Origin of the sequence: Pseudomonas matsuisoli, assembly GCF_014647635.1 — a bacterium.
In the GTDB taxonomy this organism is placed as follows: Bacteria; Pseudomonadota; Gammaproteobacteria; order Pseudomonadales; family Pseudomonadaceae; genus Pseudomonas_P; species Pseudomonas_P matsuisoli.
In genome coordinates, this window is the sequence record NZ_BMPO01000005.1 from 225455 (window position 1) to 241234 (window position 15780).

Annotated in this window: 13 protein-coding genes; 12 read left to right on the plus strand and 1 reads right to left on the minus strand. The window is 61.2% G+C overall.

Annotated features, from left to right (window positions below; genetic code table 11):
* Positions 1 to 63: 63 nt before the first annotated feature.
* Positions 64 to 1629 (minus strand): alkaline phosphatase D family protein, encoded by a 1566-nt coding sequence (locus IEY47_RS12660; RefSeq protein ID WP_188983607.1) that lies wholly within the window; start codon positions 1627 to 1629, stop codon positions 64 to 66.
* Positions 1630 to 2066: 437 nt separating this feature from the next.
* On the opposite strand from IEY47_RS12660, the gene IEY47_RS12665 reads away from it, so the two are divergent.
* The 12 genes from IEY47_RS12665 to IEY47_RS12720 all read left to right on the plus strand — a co-directional run bounded on the left by IEY47_RS12665 (position 2067) and on the right by IEY47_RS12720 (position 15737).
* Positions 2067 to 2687, plus strand: coding sequence for a DedA family protein (locus IEY47_RS12665; protein WP_188983608.1), 621 nt, complete (start codon positions 2067 to 2069; stop codon positions 2685 to 2687).
* A gap of 804 nt (positions 2688 to 3491) precedes the next feature.
* Positions 3492 to 4007, plus strand: coding sequence for a MaoC family dehydratase (locus IEY47_RS12670; protein ID WP_188983609.1), 516 nt, complete (start codon positions 3492 to 3494; stop codon positions 4005 to 4007).
* Positions 4008 to 4195: 188 nt separating this feature from the next.
* Positions 4196 to 5185 carry a TRAP transporter substrate-binding protein DctP gene (dctP, locus tag IEY47_RS12675; protein ID WP_188983610.1) on the plus strand — a complete coding sequence of 330 codons (990 nt, stop codon included), beginning with the start codon at positions 4196 to 4198 and terminating at the stop codon, positions 5183 to 5185.
* Positions 5185 to 5769 (plus strand): TRAP transporter small permease, encoded by a 585-nt coding sequence (locus IEY47_RS12680; RefSeq protein WP_229779412.1) that lies wholly within the window; start codon positions 5185 to 5187, stop codon positions 5767 to 5769. Before dctP ends, IEY47_RS12680 begins: the two co-directional genes overlap by 1 nt.
* A 16-nt stretch (positions 5770 to 5785) precedes the next feature.
* Positions 5786 to 7057 (plus strand): TRAP transporter large permease, encoded by a 1272-nt coding sequence (locus IEY47_RS12685; protein ID WP_188983611.1) that lies wholly within the window; start codon positions 5786 to 5788, stop codon positions 7055 to 7057.
* Between the two features lie 11 nt (positions 7058 to 7068).
* A complete protein-coding gene (locus tag IEY47_RS12690) occupies positions 7069 to 8460 on the plus strand; it encodes an MmgE/PrpD family protein (RefSeq protein ID WP_188983612.1) in 1392 nt (463 codons plus the stop codon).
* Positions 8461 to 8499: 39 nt separating this feature from the next.
* On the plus strand, positions 8500 to 9651 hold the full coding sequence (locus IEY47_RS12695; RefSeq protein WP_188983613.1) for an acyl-CoA dehydrogenase family protein: 1152 nt from the start codon (positions 8500 to 8502) through the stop codon (positions 9649 to 9651).
* On the plus strand, positions 9648 to 10832 hold the full coding sequence (locus IEY47_RS12700; protein WP_188983614.1) for a CaiB/BaiF CoA transferase family protein: 1185 nt from the start codon (positions 9648 to 9650) through the stop codon (positions 10830 to 10832). Before IEY47_RS12695 ends, IEY47_RS12700 begins: the two co-directional genes overlap by 4 nt.
* Positions 10833 to 10834: 2 nt before the next feature.
* Positions 10835 to 11602, plus strand: a complete 768-nt coding sequence (locus tag IEY47_RS12705) for a GntR family transcriptional regulator (RefSeq protein ID WP_188983615.1) — start codon at positions 10835 to 10837, stop codon at positions 11600 to 11602.
* Between the two features lie 69 nt (positions 11603 to 11671).
* Entirely contained in the window at positions 11672 to 13003 is a 1332-nt protein-coding gene (locus tag IEY47_RS12710) for an amidase (RefSeq protein WP_188983616.1), read from the plus strand.
* A 91-nt stretch (positions 13004 to 13094) separates the two neighbouring features.
* A complete protein-coding gene (locus IEY47_RS12715) occupies positions 13095 to 14489 on the plus strand; it encodes an MFS transporter (RefSeq protein WP_188983617.1) in 1395 nt (464 codons plus the stop codon).
* Between the two features lie 57 nt (positions 14490 to 14546).
* Positions 14547 to 15737: an MFS transporter gene (locus IEY47_RS12720; protein ID WP_188983618.1), complete on the plus strand. Its 1191-nt coding sequence runs from the start codon at positions 14547 to 14549 to the stop codon at positions 15735 to 15737.
* Positions 15738 to 15780 lie beyond the last annotated feature (43 nt).

Here is a 15780-nt window from a genome sequence, read left to right on the forward strand (position 1 = left end):
ACGCTTCAAACCTTGCGCCAAGCGTTAGCCCTGCACGTGAATGTGCAGGGCTAGGCATGCGAATCACGATACTGCGCTCGCCTTTTCCAGCACTTGAGTGTGCACTGCGGCGCCATTCAAATCCCGCAGCGAGACCGTTAGCGCTTCGCTCTCGGCATCGATTTCCACCTCACCGAAAAACTGAAAACCCGACAGTGGCGAACTGTTTTCCTTCGGTGGCGCTTTTTGAAAACTAACGTGGGGCCCAAAAGTGCCGTCCAACGCGTTGGGGCCGAATGCGCCCGCGTTCAGCGGCCCGGCCACGAACTCCCAGAATGGCTCGAAACCTTTGTACGCTGCCCGCTCCGGCGAATAGTGGTGCGCGGCGCAATAATGCACATCAGCGGTCAACCAGACGGTATTGCGGATCTGCTTGCGGCGGATATGGCCCAGTAGATCAGCGATCTCCAGTTCACGCCCCTTAGGTTCACCATCGTCACCATTGGCAATGGCTTCCCAGCGTTTTCGGCCGTCTTCTCCTTTGCCATCCGGTACTTGCAAACCGATGGGCATGTCAGCGGCGATGATCTTCCAGGTAGCCTTCGATCCTTCGAGTTCGCGTTTGAGCCAAGCCAGTTGGCTTGCGCCGAGAAACGCCGACTCATGCCCCGCCTGGGTTTGCAGGTTCGCACTGTTAGGGCCACGGTAGGACCGCATGTCGAGCACGAAGATATCCAGCAAGGGCCCATAAGAAACGCGCCGATAGATCCGCCCCGCGTCGTCGCCTCCAGCCATGCGCATCGGCGCGTATTCGAGATAAGCCTGACGTGCTCGGGCTGCAAGGACGTGAATGTCCTTCACGCGATAGCGGTCATCCAGCACCTTGCTGTCGGACCAGTTGTTGGTGGTCTCATGGTCATCCCACTGCCAGATTTGCGGCACCTCGGCATTGAAGCGGCGCACGTTGTCGTCCAGAAGGTTGTAGCGATAGTTGCCTCGGTACTCGTCGAGCGTCTCCGCGACCTTGCTCTTCGCCTCCGTGGTGATGTTGCGCCAGACCTTACCTTCTACCGTCGTCAATTCCGCTTGTATCGGGCCATCGGCGTAGATGGTGTCGCCGCTGTGCAGGAAGAAATCTGGCTGACGCTGACGCATCGCGTCGTAGATGCGCATGCCGCCGATGTCCGGATTGATGCCGAACCCCTGCCCCACCGTGTCTCCGCTCCAGACGAAACGAATGTTCCTTCGCTGCGCCGGTGCAGTGCGCAGCTGGCCGAGTACCGGAAAACTGAGGCGATGGTCATCGAGCGTTTCGAAACTCACGCGATAGAAGATCGACTGCCCCTGCGGAAGGCCACGTAGATCGACACGGCAAGTGAAATCAGTTGCCGTGGTGGCTGTCGGCCCGACAACGCGCCGTATGTCGTTGAAGCTTTCCTTGGTGTCCCACTCCACGATCATTTTCGAGGGTCGGTCGGTTCGGCTCCAGATAAGCGCGCGGTCTCCTGTGACATCTCCCGCCTGGATACCATCGGTAATCTTGGGCCGTCCGTTTGGACCGACTGCGAAAGCAGGGGCAACACCGGGCAACAGCAGCCCCGCCCCCATTGCCTGGATGATCCGACGACGGCTGATAGTGTTATCGCTCATTGGCTAATCTCCGGATGGAACATGAGCGAACCGGTTTAAGAAATCCGTTTGACCGTTTCGTGACACGGCGGAGAACAGAGCCCACTAAAGTCACACGCGGGAGAGTCGTAGGGTGGAACCGCGCCAGGGATCTAACGCTTTATGTGGGAGCGAGCCGGGCTGCGTTCAGCCGGGCTGCGTCCAGCCATGCCCGCGATGTTTTTTGCGATAGACCACCATCCATCGAGAGCATGGCTCGCTCCCACAAGTTAAAACTCGTGCGCTTTCGCCCCTGCACCGCGCATGCACGCTGACCATCTGAACCACCGTGTTTCGCAAAATGTTTCCCCTACGGATTTATCCGTACGCCAGCGACTCCTATCGCAGTCATCATTCGCCGATAGCTCGAACGCAGGGCTGCAGCAGGCATTCAACGAAACCGTCACGGAGGAAAGGCCTTGTTCGATTCGATCATCAGTTGGATGGAGAGCGGCGGGTATTGGGGCATCTTCGGCTTGATGCTGGCGGAGAACATTTTTCCGCCTATCCCTTCTGAAGCGATCATGCCGCTTGCAGGGTTTCTCGCCGCGCGCGGTGATCTCAACTTCTTCCTTGTCGTATTCGCCGGGACCATGGGCTCCTACATCGGCGCCATCCCGTGGTACTACGCAGGGAAGTTCTTCGGCGAGGAACGCGTTCGCGTGGTTACGCGTCGGTTCGGCCGCTGGCTGACCATTTCCGAAGACGATGTGGACAAGGCCAAGCATTGGTTCCATGCCCACGGCAAGTCGGCCGTGTTCTTCGGTCGCCTGATCCCGGCCATTCGCACATTGATCTCCGTCCCCGCGGGCATCGCGCGTATGCCGTTCTGGACGTTCACGTTCTACACCCTGCTTGGCTCCGGGCTCTGGACCGGCTTTTTGACCATGGCCGGTTACCTGCTGCACGCCAACTACGATCAGGTCGCCGTCTATCTCGACCCCGGTTCGAAGGTCGTCGTGGGTATCGTGGTGCTGGTTTACCTGTACCGCCTGGTGCGGCAGACACTGGATGAGCGCAAACAGCGGAATCGGGGCTGAAGTCGCCGGCGCACTACCCGCTCCCATAGGGCAGGTGAAACCCGCGTAGAGGGCGTCGACCAAGCCTCCTCAAACGGTTTTGAATAGACATCGTGAACCCACTACCGCTTTCGCGGCCAAGGCGGATGGCCGCCCCGCCGCTCCTACAACAGGCCATGTGCGCCGCCGGTAGCGATGAGTTCGACGTGCTTTTTTGTAGGAGCGGCCTTGGCCGCGAATGCAGTCCGCCGGGTAAAGGTGATCTGTCTCCGCAGACAGCGATCCTCTACTCACATGATCTCGCTGCCTCTCCAGCGAAATGTGCCGTTATAGGTCTGGGGTGGCCATTGCAGACGTTTTGAAGCAACTATCGTCTTCGCGAGCAAGCTCGCTCCTACAGGTACTTGTGCAGTCAAATGCGGAGTCGCGACTGCACAAGTGCTCGCTTTTCTGTAGGAGCGAGCTTGCTCGCGAATGCGGTCTCGCGGCCGCAACAAGTCACAGCGTTAAACCACAATAGACCTATCCCACGTCGCAATCGTCTATCGCATCACCGCAACGGAAGCGCAGATCACTGTTGCCTCGCACATAGCTAAACAATTCGGCTTCCCTCCCCAAACGCCCTCCTCGACGAACGGTAATCCTGCCTTTCATCACCGCCGTAGAGCCTCTGAATGGCAACATGCCGCGTCGTTCTCGTGCTCCCGTCGCCTCGTCTCTCCTAGATCCCATTGACGCCTAGTCGATCTCCTTTCTACATTGTTGTCCGGACAACCTAATAACCTGACGACAATGAGCGTCATACAACAAGAAGGAGTTCCATCCATGAGCGTCAAGCAGATTGGCGAGCAGCGGTATCGTGGCCAGATCGGTCGTTACTTCGAAGACTTCGAGATCGGCGACGTATACGAACATCGCCCCGGTCGCACTATCACCGAGACGGACAACATCCAGTTCTCGCTGCTGACGATGAACCTGCACCCGATGCATTGCGATGCCGCTTACGCCGCCAAGAGCGAGTTCGGCAAACCGCTGGTGAACAGCGGCCTGACCGTCGCCATCGTGCTGGGCATGACAGTCCCTGACGTCAGCGGCAAGGCCATCGCCAACCTGGGCTGGACGGACATCAAACTCACCGCTCCGGTCTTCCCCGGTGACACCATCTACGCTGCGTCCGAAGTGCTCGACAAGCGCGCCTCAAAATCCCGCCCGAACCAAGGAATCATTTCCGTGAAGACCACCGGCACCAAAGCCGACGGCACCGTCTTCATGACGTTCGAACGCAACGTGCTGATCCAGATGCGCGAGGGCAATACCCTCGACGAAGCCGCTGGCTACTAAATCCTGATCTGCTGCGCGTCGGCCCTGCGGCGTTGAAAACCGGCTCGGACTGCTCATTTACCACTCGTAAACTCCGCGTCCTCGCCAGTTTTCGCCTTGCATGGCTCTAGCTCGCTAGATCAGAGAACTTCTCCACCCGCTCTCGCTGCACTGCAATTCCTCAACAAAAACAAATACGAGGAAACACCATGTTCACGCTAAAGCGTCTGATCGCTGCCACGTCGGCAGCCCTTGCGTTATCACTGGGCACTGCCGGTGCCTCCGAACTCGTTCTTCCCAATGAAGTGGCCGCCAGCCACTGGAAGACGGGCTACATGAATGAGTTCGCCGAACTCGTCGACAAGCGCACCGATGGCGACATCGACGTGAAAGTCTTCCCCGCCTCCCAGCTCTACAACGACCAGGACGCACTCGCGGCGCTGGGTACCGGTGCCGTCCAGATGGTCTGGCCCGTGTCGGTGCGTATCGAGACCATCGACCCGCGCCTGGGCGCCATCAACCTGCCGTTCACGCTGACCGACGACCTGATGGGCAATCAGTGCTACGCCAAGGGCGTAACCGAGCTGATGTCATCCTACGTCGAGCCGCGCAATTTGAAGATTCTCGGCCTGCTTCGCGCCGCTGACCTGTTCTTCATCATGAGCAAGGTCAATGTGAAGCAGATGAGCGACTTCAAAGGCACGAAGATTCGTGTTATCGGCGGTCGCGTGTTCCTCGACACCATCCGCTCGCTGGGTGCCAACCCAATCTCAATGGCCGCATCGGAAATGAGCACCGCGCTAGGCCAAGGCGCTATCGATGGCATCTTTACCTCCGCAGGCGGCTGGGCAGAGATGATCGGCCAGACCGGCAAGCATTCGTACTACGTGCCGAACTTTTCCCTGACGACCTACGCCGTCGTCGTCGACAAGATGTGGTTCGACGAGCTGCCGGAAAAAGACCAAAAAGCGATCACCACCAGCATGGACGAGATCGTCGCCAAGCAGTGGAAAGAGGTGGTGATCGAGGACAAAAAGCTCATCGACAAGATGGTCGCCGGTGGCGCGACCTTCACTACCGCCACCGAGGGAGAATCCGCCGGCTACCAGAAGATCGCCGAAGACAACAAAAAGGTGTTCTTCGAGGCGCATCCCGATGTGAAACCCGCCATGGATGACATCGAGAAGAGGTGCCTGTAATGGCGACCCACATCATGAAAAGCCGTCTTGAGACACGTGCCGATCCCACGCAGCCCAAGCCTGTCCCTAAAACCAACCTTTGGCTGATCTTCGAGCGCAAGGTCCTGCTCAATATCGCAACGGTGATGTTCCTGCTTGCGACGGCGATCATGATCGTCGAGGGCATTGCCCGTGCGGCCTTCGACAGCAGCGCGTTCTGGGCCGAGGAAGGCGTCCGTTACCTGATGGTCTGGGCGTTCTTTCTCACACTCGGCGTGTCGGGTAATGCCGGTAACCACATACGCACCGAGCTGCTGGTCGACCGCCTCCCGCCGAAGCTGAAACAGCTGTGCCATGTGCTGGCCAGTGCCATCGGCGTCGCGTTCTGCGGCCTGCTGTTCTATGCGTCGCTGCCGCAGGTTCACCGCTACTACACGATGGGCATGATGACCGAATCCAACCTGGATCTTCCGCTCTGGGTGCTGTTTCTGGTCATGCCGATCGGCGCATTGCTGTTCCTGACTTACTACCTGCGCTGCCTGGTCATCGCGCTGAAGGGTGAAGACCCGTTCGGCAACGGTGAAATCACCGGCTCGAAACTCTGACGGCAGGAGATCTCTCATGCTCATGCTCATCGCACTGGTGACCATGCTCTGCTTTTTGGCCATCGGTACTCACGTTGCGGTCGCGCTCGGCCTGGTCACCACAGGCCTGATCCTGTTCGTGGCTGGTGTGCCGACGACCGTGATCGCGCAAACCGCTTTCAAATCCGTCAATAGTTACCCACTGATGGCGATCCCGATGTTCGTGCTCGCCGGCAATCTGATGATGCGCGGCAATATCGCCGAGCTGCTCATCCAACTCGTCGGCAGTGTCGTCCAGGCGGTACGCGGAGGTTTGGCGTTGACGGCGATGATCGCCAGCGTGTTTTTCGCGGCCGTTTCTGGCTCTAGCGTCGGCTCGGCTGCCGCCATTGGGGCCTCCACCGTGGGTGGGCTGACCAAGGAAAACTATCCTCCACGCTTCTCCGCGGCGATCGTCGCAGTGGGCGGCACGCTGGGGCTGATGATTCCGCCGTCGCTGGGCTTCATCCTGATCGGTTCTATCGTGGGTCTGCCGGTAGACCAGCTGTTCATCGCGGGCGTGCTCCCTGGCCTGATGGAAGCCTGTCTGCTAATGGCCGCCGTTATGTTCTTCTCCCGCAAGAACGGTTATGGCGCGCAAGTTCAGCGTGCGAACTGGGGCGCGTTCGGTCGCAAGCTGCCAAGTGCCAGCGCGGCACTGATGATGCCGGTGCTCATCCTCGGCAGCATCTATACGGGTTTCCTGACCCCGACCGAAGTCTCGGCCTTCGCCGCTGCGTACGCAGCGATACTTTGCCTGGTGGTCTACCGCAGCGTCACCCTCGGCGGCGTCTGGGATGTGGCACGGGATTCACTGCTGCAAACGACGATGATCTTCGCCGTAGTGATGGGCGGCAGCCTGATTGGCTTCGCTCTGGCGCGTATGGGCGTGTCGGCGAGCCTGGTGCAAATGGTCACCGCGATGGACCTCAGCGCCTGGCAGTTCCTGATCATGGCCAACATCATCCTGCTGATCCTGGGCATGTTCCTCGACGGCATCGCCATGATCGTACTTGCTGCACCGCTGCTCTTTCCCATCGCCACGCACCTGGGAATCAACCCGATCCACTTCGCCGTGATCATGGTGGCTAACGTCGAAATCGCCACATTGACGCCGCCGATCGGCCTCAACCTGTTCGTCATGGGCGGCATCACCAAACAGCCGGTGCATGAGGTTGCTCGTGGTGTCGCACCCTTCTATGGCGTGCGACTGGTGGGCCTTGCGCTGATCACCTTCATCCCGGCCATTTCTCTGACACTGGTCAACTGAGGACAACAACAATGACTGCCTCAACTGAAACCCCTATTGCCGTCACATTGGCGAACTTCGCGACATCGCTGGGTTACGACGATATTCCGGAAATCACCCGCGAGCGCGCCAAGCACCTGATCCTCGACGCGGTCGGCATCGCCCTGGCCTCGACGCGCTATGAATTTGCCCAACGCACCCTTTCCGCCGCACGCGAACTGGGCGAAGGCGATAGCGACGTCATCGGGCTCGGCGCCAAGCTGTCGCTGCGCGACGCCATCCTGCTAAACGCCACGTTGGTGCATGGCCTGGACTTCGACGACACCCATGGCCGTGGTGTCATCCACGCCACCGCCAGCTGCTTCCCGGCGGCACTGGGCATCGCGGCGAAATACCAGTCCAGCGGCCGCGATCTGCTCACCGCCTACATCCTCGGAATGGAAGCGGCCACGCGCATTGGCGCGGTGGCCAAGGGTGGTTTCCACCAAGTCGGTTTCCACCCGACCGGGCTCGTTGGCGCTTTCGGTTGTGCGTTGATCGCCGGGAAGCTGCAAGGCCAGACCGCCGCGCAACTGGCGATGACCCAGGGCATCGCATTGAGCACGGCGTCCGGCAGCCTGGAATTCCTGCAGGACGGCGCCTGGACCAAGCGCATGCATCCCGGCTGGTCCGGGGTTGCTGGGCTGACCGCGGCGACCTTAGCGCGCCACGGCTTCACTGGGCCAAACGCCGTGTACGAAGGCCGCTTCGGCCTGTTCAAAAGTCACCTCGGCGAGCGCGAAGCCGAATGCGACTACAGCCTGGCGACGGAAAACCTCGGCAGCACCTGGGAAGTCGGCGAAGTCGCCGTAAAACCCGTGCCTGCCTGCCACTTCACCCATGCCGTCTCCGACGCCGCCGTGCTGCTGCATGGGCAAGGCGTGAAGATCGAGGACATCCAGCGCATCACGGCCCTGGTACCGAAGGAAACCGTCGGCATCGTCTGCGAACCGGAAGCGGCCAAGCGTAAACCAGCCAATAGCTACGAAGCTCAGTTCAGCGTGCCCTACGCCATCGCTAGCGGCTTGCTGCGCGGACGCTTCGGCCTGCCGGATCTGGAGCCCGAAGCCTTTGGCGACCCAGCCGCATTGGCGCTGATGGAGAAGATCCACTACGAGGTCGACCCGAATTCCGGCTTCCCGCGCCACTACTCGGGCGAGGTGATCGTCACCCTCAAGGACGGTCGCGAGCTGCGCCATCGTGAAGCAATCAACCGCGGCGCCGCCGATCGCCCGCTCTCCAATGACGACATCGTCGCCAAGTACCGCGACAACGCCGCCACCGCCGTCGCGGCACACCGCGTCGAGCAGATCCGCGAGGCCGTGCTCGGTCTCGACCGCATCAGCGCACGTGACCTTTCCCGCGCCCTGGCCGCTCCGGCCTGACGCTCATCCGCCTACAAGAACAAGCGAGAGAGACTTCAGATGAACGAATACGACGAACAGGAAGGCATGATTCTCGACGCCCTGGACCGCTTCCTGGAAACCGAGGCCAAACCCTTCGTCCACGAGCTGGAAAAAAACGACATCTACCCCGAAGAGATGGTCGAGAAGATGAAGGAGATGGGTCTTTTCGGCTGCATCATCGACCCGGAATACGGCGGCCTGGGGCTCTCCACCGCCACCTACGCAAAGATCGTCGAACGCATTTCCTGCACCTGGATGTCGCTGTCCGGGATCATCAATTCGCACCTGATCATGGCATCGGCTATCCAGCGTCATGGCACACCAGAGCAGAAACAACGCTACCTGCCGGTGATGGCAACGGGCGAGATGCGCGGGTCAGTGGGCTTCACCGAGCCGGACGCCGGCACCGACCTGCAAGCGATCCGCACCACCGCGCGCCGCGAAGGCGACCACTACGTCGTGAACGGTGCCAAGACCTGGATCACCAACAGCCTGCACGGCCATGTCGTCGCGCTCCTGGTGAAGACTGATCCCACCGCGCAACCACGCCACAAAGGCATGAGCTGGCTGATCGCAGAAAAAGGCCCCGGTTTCAAGGTTGCACGCAAACTGGAGAAACTCGGCTATCGCGGCATCGACACCTGCGAACTGGTGTTCGAGGACTTCAAGGTACCGGTGGACTGCCTGATCGGCGGCGTCGAAGGCGTCGGCCTCAAGCAGGTTCTGTCCGGCCTGGAACTGGGCCGCATCAATGTGGCCGCCCGCGGCGTCGGCGTCGCCCGCGCCGCACTGAACGAAGCGGTCGCCTATTCCCAGACCCGCAAGACCTTCGGTAAACCCATCTGTGAGCACCAGGCCATTCAGCTCAAGCTCGGCGAGATGGCCACGCGCGTGGAAGCCGCACGCCTGCTCACCGACTCTGCCGCCAAGGCCTATGACAAGGGCGAGCGCTGCGATATGGAGGCTGGTATGGCCAAGTACCTCGCCACCGAAGCGGCCGTCGAGAACTCACTGGAGGCCATGCGCATCCATGGCGGCTACGGCTATTCGAAGGAATACAACGTCGAGCGCCTGTACCGCGACGCGCCGCTGCTCACCATCGGTGAAGGCACCAACGAGCTGCAACGCATCATCATCGCCAAGCAACTGATCGAGAGGAATCCGGTATGAGTCTGCCTCTGGAAGGCGTGCGCATCGTCGCCGTCGAACAATACGGCGCTGGCCCGTTCGGCACCCAGCACCTCGCTGATCTCGGCGCGGAAGTGATCAAGATCGAGAACCCCAACGATGGCGGCGAAGTCGGCCGTCAGGTCGGCCCCTACTTCTTCGAAGAGGGCGACAGCCACTTCTATCAGTCCTTCAACCGTAACAAGAAGAGCGTGACGCTGGACCTGAAAAACCCAGCCGACAAGGCGCAGCTCATCGAACTGATCAAGACCGCCGATGCTCTGTACGACAACCTGCGTGGCGACCTGCCGGAAAAGCTCGGGCTGACCTACGAACAACTCAAGGAACACAATCCGGCGCTCGTCTGCGCACACCTCTCCGCCTATGGCCGCGAAGGCGCGCGCAAGGCGTGGCCAGGTTATGACTACCTGATGCAAGCCGAGGCGGGTTACTGCTCGCTGACCGGCGAACCTGGCGGCCCTCCTGCGCGGTTCGGCCTGTCCATCATCGACATGATGACCGGCACCACCGCGGCGCTGGCATTGGTCTCCGCCCTCGTCGGTGCCCGCGCTACCGGTCAGGGACGCGATGTGGACGTCTGCCTGTTCGACGTGGCCATGCACAACGTCAACTACCTCGGCACTTGGTACCTCAACGAAGGGGCGATGACCACCCGTACCCCGCGCTCCGGGCACCCGTCGCTGACGCCCAGCCAACTGTATAAAACGCAAGACGGCTGGATGTTCATCATGTGCAACAAAGAAAAGTTCTGGGCCGTGCTGGCGAACCTCATCGGTAAACCGGAATGGGCCACCGATCCGCGCTACTGCAACTTCAAGGCGCGCCTTACCAACCGTGACGAGCTGACCGAAGACCTGGATGCGGTGTTGACGACTCAACCCACCGCTTACTGGCTGGAGCACTTTGGTGGGCAAGTGCCAGCGGCACCGGTGAACGACATCGGTCAGGCACTGGATAATCCGTTCGTACAACAGCAAGGATTGATCGTAGAAGGCGATCACCCGGTCAGAGGTAAAATCAAGACGCTCGCCTGTCCGATCCGTTGCCCAGGCGAGCAGCTGCCAACGAACCCAGCGCCGCGTTTGGGCGCGCACAACCAGTCGATCCTCGGCGCGCTGGGCCACAACAGCGAGGGCGCCAGGAAACGCGCAGGAGCACTGTAACAATGAACCAAGGCCTGTCCTCCCCGCTGTCCGGTGGTCAGCCCCGCTACCTCGTCCTGGCGCAAGCGCTGATGGACGACATCAGAAGCGGCCGCTACCCCTTGGACAGCCTGCTGCCGACGGAACATGACCTTTGTCAGCAGTTCAACGTCAGCCGCCACACCGTGCGCGAGGCAATTCGTCGCCTCAGTGAGCTGGGGCTGATCGCCAAGCAGCAGGGGGTGGGCAGTCGCGTGAAAGCGACGCAAGTCGCGCGACGCTATGTACAGGCCAGTGAGGACATTGCGGATTTGCACCAGTACGTGCGTGACGTGCGTATGGAAGTGCACAGCATCAAGGACGTCGTCGTCGACGAAACGCTTGCCGAACTGCTCGACCTCAAGGTCGGGCAGGAATGGCTGTGCGTCAGCGGCCTGCGCCACCGGGAAGGCGACAGCGAACCGGTGGCGCTTACCGACGCTTACATCGCGCGCGCCTATCGCGGCGTCGCAGAAGACCTGGGCGATGGTCGCGATCCGATCTACAGCCTCATCGAACGCCGCTACAACACGCGCGTACTCGACGTCCGGCAGGACATTACCGCCGTGAACATCGGCGAAGAGGACGCACAACTTTTGAAGGTGGAGCCTGGCGCTGCTGGGCTATCCATCATCCGCCGCTACTACGGTGCTCATGCCGAACTGCTGGAAATAGCGATAAGCCTCCACCCCGGTGAGCGGTTCAGCTACTCCATTACCCAGCACCTACGCTGGCCGGGGCACGATGCCTGAGGCGGCGATGCCGTCCAGCCCCGTTTCACGGTAAGTGTCGCCGACATCATTCGAGGAGCCAGGTCACAGATGCCGCACCCAACGGGATACTTCGCCAACCTGTCAGCCGTATGGCTGAGCGGTGAGATCCAAGCCGGACGAATCACCAGCACCGAGCTGGTGACCCGCACGCTGCAATCCATCGACGAACTCAATGCACAGGTCAACGCGTTCACGCATGTCGATCACGAAGGCGCGTTGCACGCTGCGCGAATACTCGACGAAGAGCTCGCCAATGGCACGCGTCGTAGCGCGCTGCATGGGCTGCCGGTTGCCATCAAGGACAACATCGACACGGGCGATCAACCAACTACCTACGGTTCGCACTTCTTCGCGACGCACCAACCTGCACACGATGCGCCCTTGGTTGCGACGCTCAGAGAGATGGGCGCGGTCATTATCGGCAAAACCGTGACCAGCGAATTCGCCCTCGGCCCGACCGGCGAATTCTCCCACCAGGGAGGTGCGCACAACCCGCACGATCTCGCCCGGGTCAGCGGCGGTTCCAGCGCGGGCAGTGCCGCAGCCGTAGCGGCGGGAATGGTCCCGCTCGCGGTAGGCACTGACACGGCGGGTTCAGTCCGGATTCCGGCGGCCTTCTGCGGCATCGTGGGCCTTAAACCAACGTACGGACGTACCTCGCTGAAGGGTGTATTCCCGGTTTCCGACACACTCGACCAAGTCGGGCCGCTGGCAAAAACGGTCGAAGATGCCGCGCTGCTGTTCACCGCGCTAGCGGGCGAACGTTCGGCAGAACCACTGGGTCCGCCTGTCCGCCGAATTGGCTGGGTCGATACCACGGAGCTCATCCAAGTCACCCCCGAGATCAGCGCCGCGTGTCGAAACACATTAGAGCAGCAGTTCGCCAGCGCAACAGTGACCACGCTGTCGGTAGCGGACCTTTTCCGGCGCGCCCGCGAGGTGTTCGGCACGATCCTGCTGTCCGAGGCCTATGCCGTACACGAAGAACGCATGACGTCATTCAAGGACACGTTCAGCCGTGAACAATACGACCGGCTGCAGCCCGGTGCGTCGATACCGGCCTGGCGCTACGTCAAGGCTAAAAAAGAGGCAGCGCAATTGCTCGTTGATGCCCTCGGCCTTTTCGATACGGTCGATCTGATCGCGCTGCCGACGACAACCATCGTCGCGCCGCCTTTCGGAACGAGTGAGGTCACCATCAATGGCACGACCTACCACACCCGGGACGCGATCAACACGTTGACGAGCGTGTGGAGCCTGCTGGGCTTGCCCGCCATGAGCATTCCTGCCGGAACAGTGGAGAACCTGCCCTGCGGCCTTCAACTGATCGCCGCGCCCAACCGAGACGAATGGTTGCTCGAAAAACTTATGGAGCGCTGACGTCAGTGACCGCCAGGTCATGAGCGTGCAGCGCCGGCCTGGACCAGAACCCAACACTCACTCCGTTCAAAAACAATAAGCCGGAGACGCCATGACCACCCCCGTCAGTTCCGGAGCCCGCCTGGACCGGCTCCCCTTGTCGCGTTTTCACTGGAAGATTCTTGGCTTCATCGCCGCCGGTGCGGCTATCGATGCCTATGACGTCTACATCGCCGGTGGCGTCAGCGCGGCGATGCTCAAGGAAGGGTTTTCGACGCTCCAACAAAATGCCCTCTTCGTGTCAGCCGGATTCTTCGGCATGCTCATCGGCGCGGCCATGGCGGGCATCGTGGGCGACCACCTGGGTCGGCGCGCGTCCTATCAGTTCAACCTGCTCATCTTCGGGCTGGCGTCGATCGCGGCGTGCTTTGCGCCGAATATCGAAACGCTCATCGTCCTGCGCTTCATCATGGGTGTCGGCCTCGGTGCGGAACTGGTGGTTGCGGCCGGTACACTGGGCGAATTCATCCCGCCACGTTATCGAGGGCGATGGATATCGCTACTGGCGTTATGCATCAATTCGGGCCTCGTGCTGGCGACATCGATCGGTTACGTCGTGATCCCTACGCTTGGCTGGCGCTGGATGTTCGCCATCGCCGGTGTCGCGGCGGCGATCATCTGGATTCTTCGCCACCGAATGCCGGAGTCGCCACGCTGGCTTGAGTCCCGCGGCCGACTCAAGGAAGCCGAGGAGACCGTCGCGGCTATCGAGGCCGAGGTGGAAGCCCAGCACGGCCCGCTGCCGGACTGCCCGCGGACGCAGAACCTAACGGTACCCATGGCGCCTTTCAGCGCCCTCTTCAGCCGCACCATCTGGCCGCGCATGTTGGCGGCAGCCCTGGTATCCATTGCGGTCAACGTCGCGGTCTATGGGTTCGTCGCCTGGTTGCCGACGTTCTTCGTCGAGCAGGGGCACACCATCGTCAAATCGCTAATGTTCACCACGCTGATGTCGTTCGGCGCACCCGCCGGTGCGATCGTCGGCTTCCTGGTCGCAGACCGTTTGGGCCGGGCTAAGGGGCTGGTGTGGTTTTCCGTTCTCACGATCATCCTCGGCTCGCTCTATCCAATGATGTCGAGCCCGGTAAGCATTGCCGGCGTTGGTTTCGTACTTGTCACCTGCATCTACACCATCGTGACGTTCGGCCTGTACGGTTATATCCCTGAGCTGTTCCCAACCCATCTGCGATTGCGCGGGACGGGCGCCTCCGGGGTGTGCGGAAGACTGGCCTCGATGATCACCTCGTACCTATCCGTGGTGCTGTTCGCGCAATTCGGGATCATTGGCGTGCTGCTAATGGTGTTCGTCTGCCTGCTCGCGATGATCGCGTCGATCCTGGTCGTTGGCGTGGATGCGAACCAGAGTTCGCTGGAAGCTGTGACGCCAGACGAGGCCGATACCGGGCGAGCGCCCGAGCTACCCACGAAGGCGGAAGGACAGCGATGAGGCAGGTCCGTCCACGCCAGGTGACGCGTCCGTTGTGCGAAGGTAAGGGTGCAACCTATGAACGCTAGCCTTGGCCCGCTCGTTATCACCCTCGCGATCCAGGCGCTGGTATCGATGGCATCCTTCACGTTACCGGTGTTGGCGCCGGAGGCTGCACGAAGCATAGGCAGTAGCGCATCGCTGGTCGGGCTCTACGTGGCGCTCATCTACCTGGCGGCGATGATCTCCAGCCTGCTCAGCGGCCGTTGGATTCCTCGCCTCGGCGCCATTCGCGTGAGTCAGATCTGCCTGCTATCGGCCGCCGCAGGGCTCGCGTTTGCCGCCATCGGCACGTTGCCGACCATGGCGATTAGTGCAGTGCTATTGGGCGCGGGGTACGGCCCGGTGACGCCCGCGAGTTCGCACATCCTGGCGCGTACCACACCGGCCAACCGCATGGGCTTCATGTTTTCGTTGAAACAGACCGGCGTACCGCTGGGCGGTGTGCTGGCTGGAGCGCTGGTGCCGAGCCTGGTCAATGGTTTCGGCTGGCAAGGCGCGGTCCTTGTCGTCGGGCTGGCATGCGTGGTGATGGCCGGCATCGCGCAAACTACGCGTGCTGATCTGGACAGCGATCGCCGCCCCGACTTCCGCGCTACAAACAATCCGTTCCAGCCGCTGGCGCTCATCTTCGCCCATCCGAGCATCCGCAATCTGGCGCTCTGCTCATTCGTCTTCGGCGCCATGCAGCTGTGCCTGACGACCTATCTCGTTACCTACCTGACGCACTCCTACGGATTGGCATTAGTGACGGCGGGCCTCGTTCTGTCGCTCGCCCAGGGCGGCGGCATGGTCGGCCGTCTGCTATGGGGCTGGGTCGGTGATCGCTGGCTGGCGCCGCGCCGGTTGCTTCCCTTGTTGGCAATGGCCATGGCGCTGTCGTCCCTGGCGACGGCGGCGTTCACACCGAGCTGGCCATTGGCGATCGTGGTGCTCGTCAGCATTTTCTTCGGCGCCACCGCCATCGGCTGGAACGGTATTTACCTTGCGGAAGTGGCACGACTTGCCCCCGCAGGGAGTGCCGGTCAATACACCGGCGGTACCTTGTTCTTCACCTATTTTGGCGTGGTAGCTGGCCCGCCGACGTTCGCGCTGCTGACGGAGTCCAGCGGCTCCCTGGCGCTGGGCTACGGCGTGTTCGGCGCCCTGTTGCTGGTTATCGGCTTGATGCTGGCTCGTATCGCAATGCGCCCGGTGGCGCCCAACTGAAGAGAACAAATCGAGACGCCTAATCCGGGGCGCCTCGAACAAC

What these genes read in the sequence shown, in the direction of transcription:
- IEY47_RS12660 (WP_188983607.1), bottom strand. Translation starts at nt 1,629, where the DNA reads ATGAGCGATAACACTATCAGCCGTCGTCGGATCATCCAGGCAATGGGG.
- IEY47_RS12670 (WP_188983609.1), top strand. Translation starts at nt 3,492, where the DNA reads ATGAGCGTCAAGCAGATTGGCGAGCAGCGGTATCGTGGCCAGATCGGT.
- dctP (WP_188983610.1), top strand. Translation starts at nt 4,196, where the DNA reads ATGTTCACGCTAAAGCGTCTGATCGCTGCCACGTCGGCAGCCCTTGCG.
- IEY47_RS12680 (WP_229779412.1), top strand. Translation starts at nt 5,185, where the DNA reads ATGGCGACCCACATCATGAAAAGCCGTCTTGAGACACGTGCCGATCCC.
- IEY47_RS12685 (WP_188983611.1), top strand. Translation starts at nt 5,786, where the DNA reads ATGCTCATGCTCATCGCACTGGTGACCATGCTCTGCTTTTTGGCCATC.
- IEY47_RS12690 (WP_188983612.1), top strand. Translation starts at nt 7,069, where the DNA reads ATGACTGCCTCAACTGAAACCCCTATTGCCGTCACATTGGCGAACTTC.
- IEY47_RS12695 (WP_188983613.1), top strand. Translation starts at nt 8,500, where the DNA reads ATGAACGAATACGACGAACAGGAAGGCATGATTCTCGACGCCCTGGAC.
- IEY47_RS12700 (WP_188983614.1), top strand. Translation starts at nt 9,648, where the DNA reads ATGAGTCTGCCTCTGGAAGGCGTGCGCATCGTCGCCGTCGAACAATAC.
- IEY47_RS12705 (WP_188983615.1), top strand. Translation starts at nt 10,835, where the DNA reads ATGAACCAAGGCCTGTCCTCCCCGCTGTCCGGTGGTCAGCCCCGCTAC.
- IEY47_RS12710 (WP_188983616.1), top strand. Translation starts at nt 11,672, where the DNA reads ATGCCGCACCCAACGGGATACTTCGCCAACCTGTCAGCCGTATGGCTG.
- IEY47_RS12715 (WP_188983617.1), top strand. Translation starts at nt 13,095, where the DNA reads ATGACCACCCCCGTCAGTTCCGGAGCCCGCCTGGACCGGCTCCCCTTG.
- IEY47_RS12720 (WP_188983618.1), top strand. Translation starts at nt 14,547, where the DNA reads ATGAACGCTAGCCTTGGCCCGCTCGTTATCACCCTCGCGATCCAGGCG.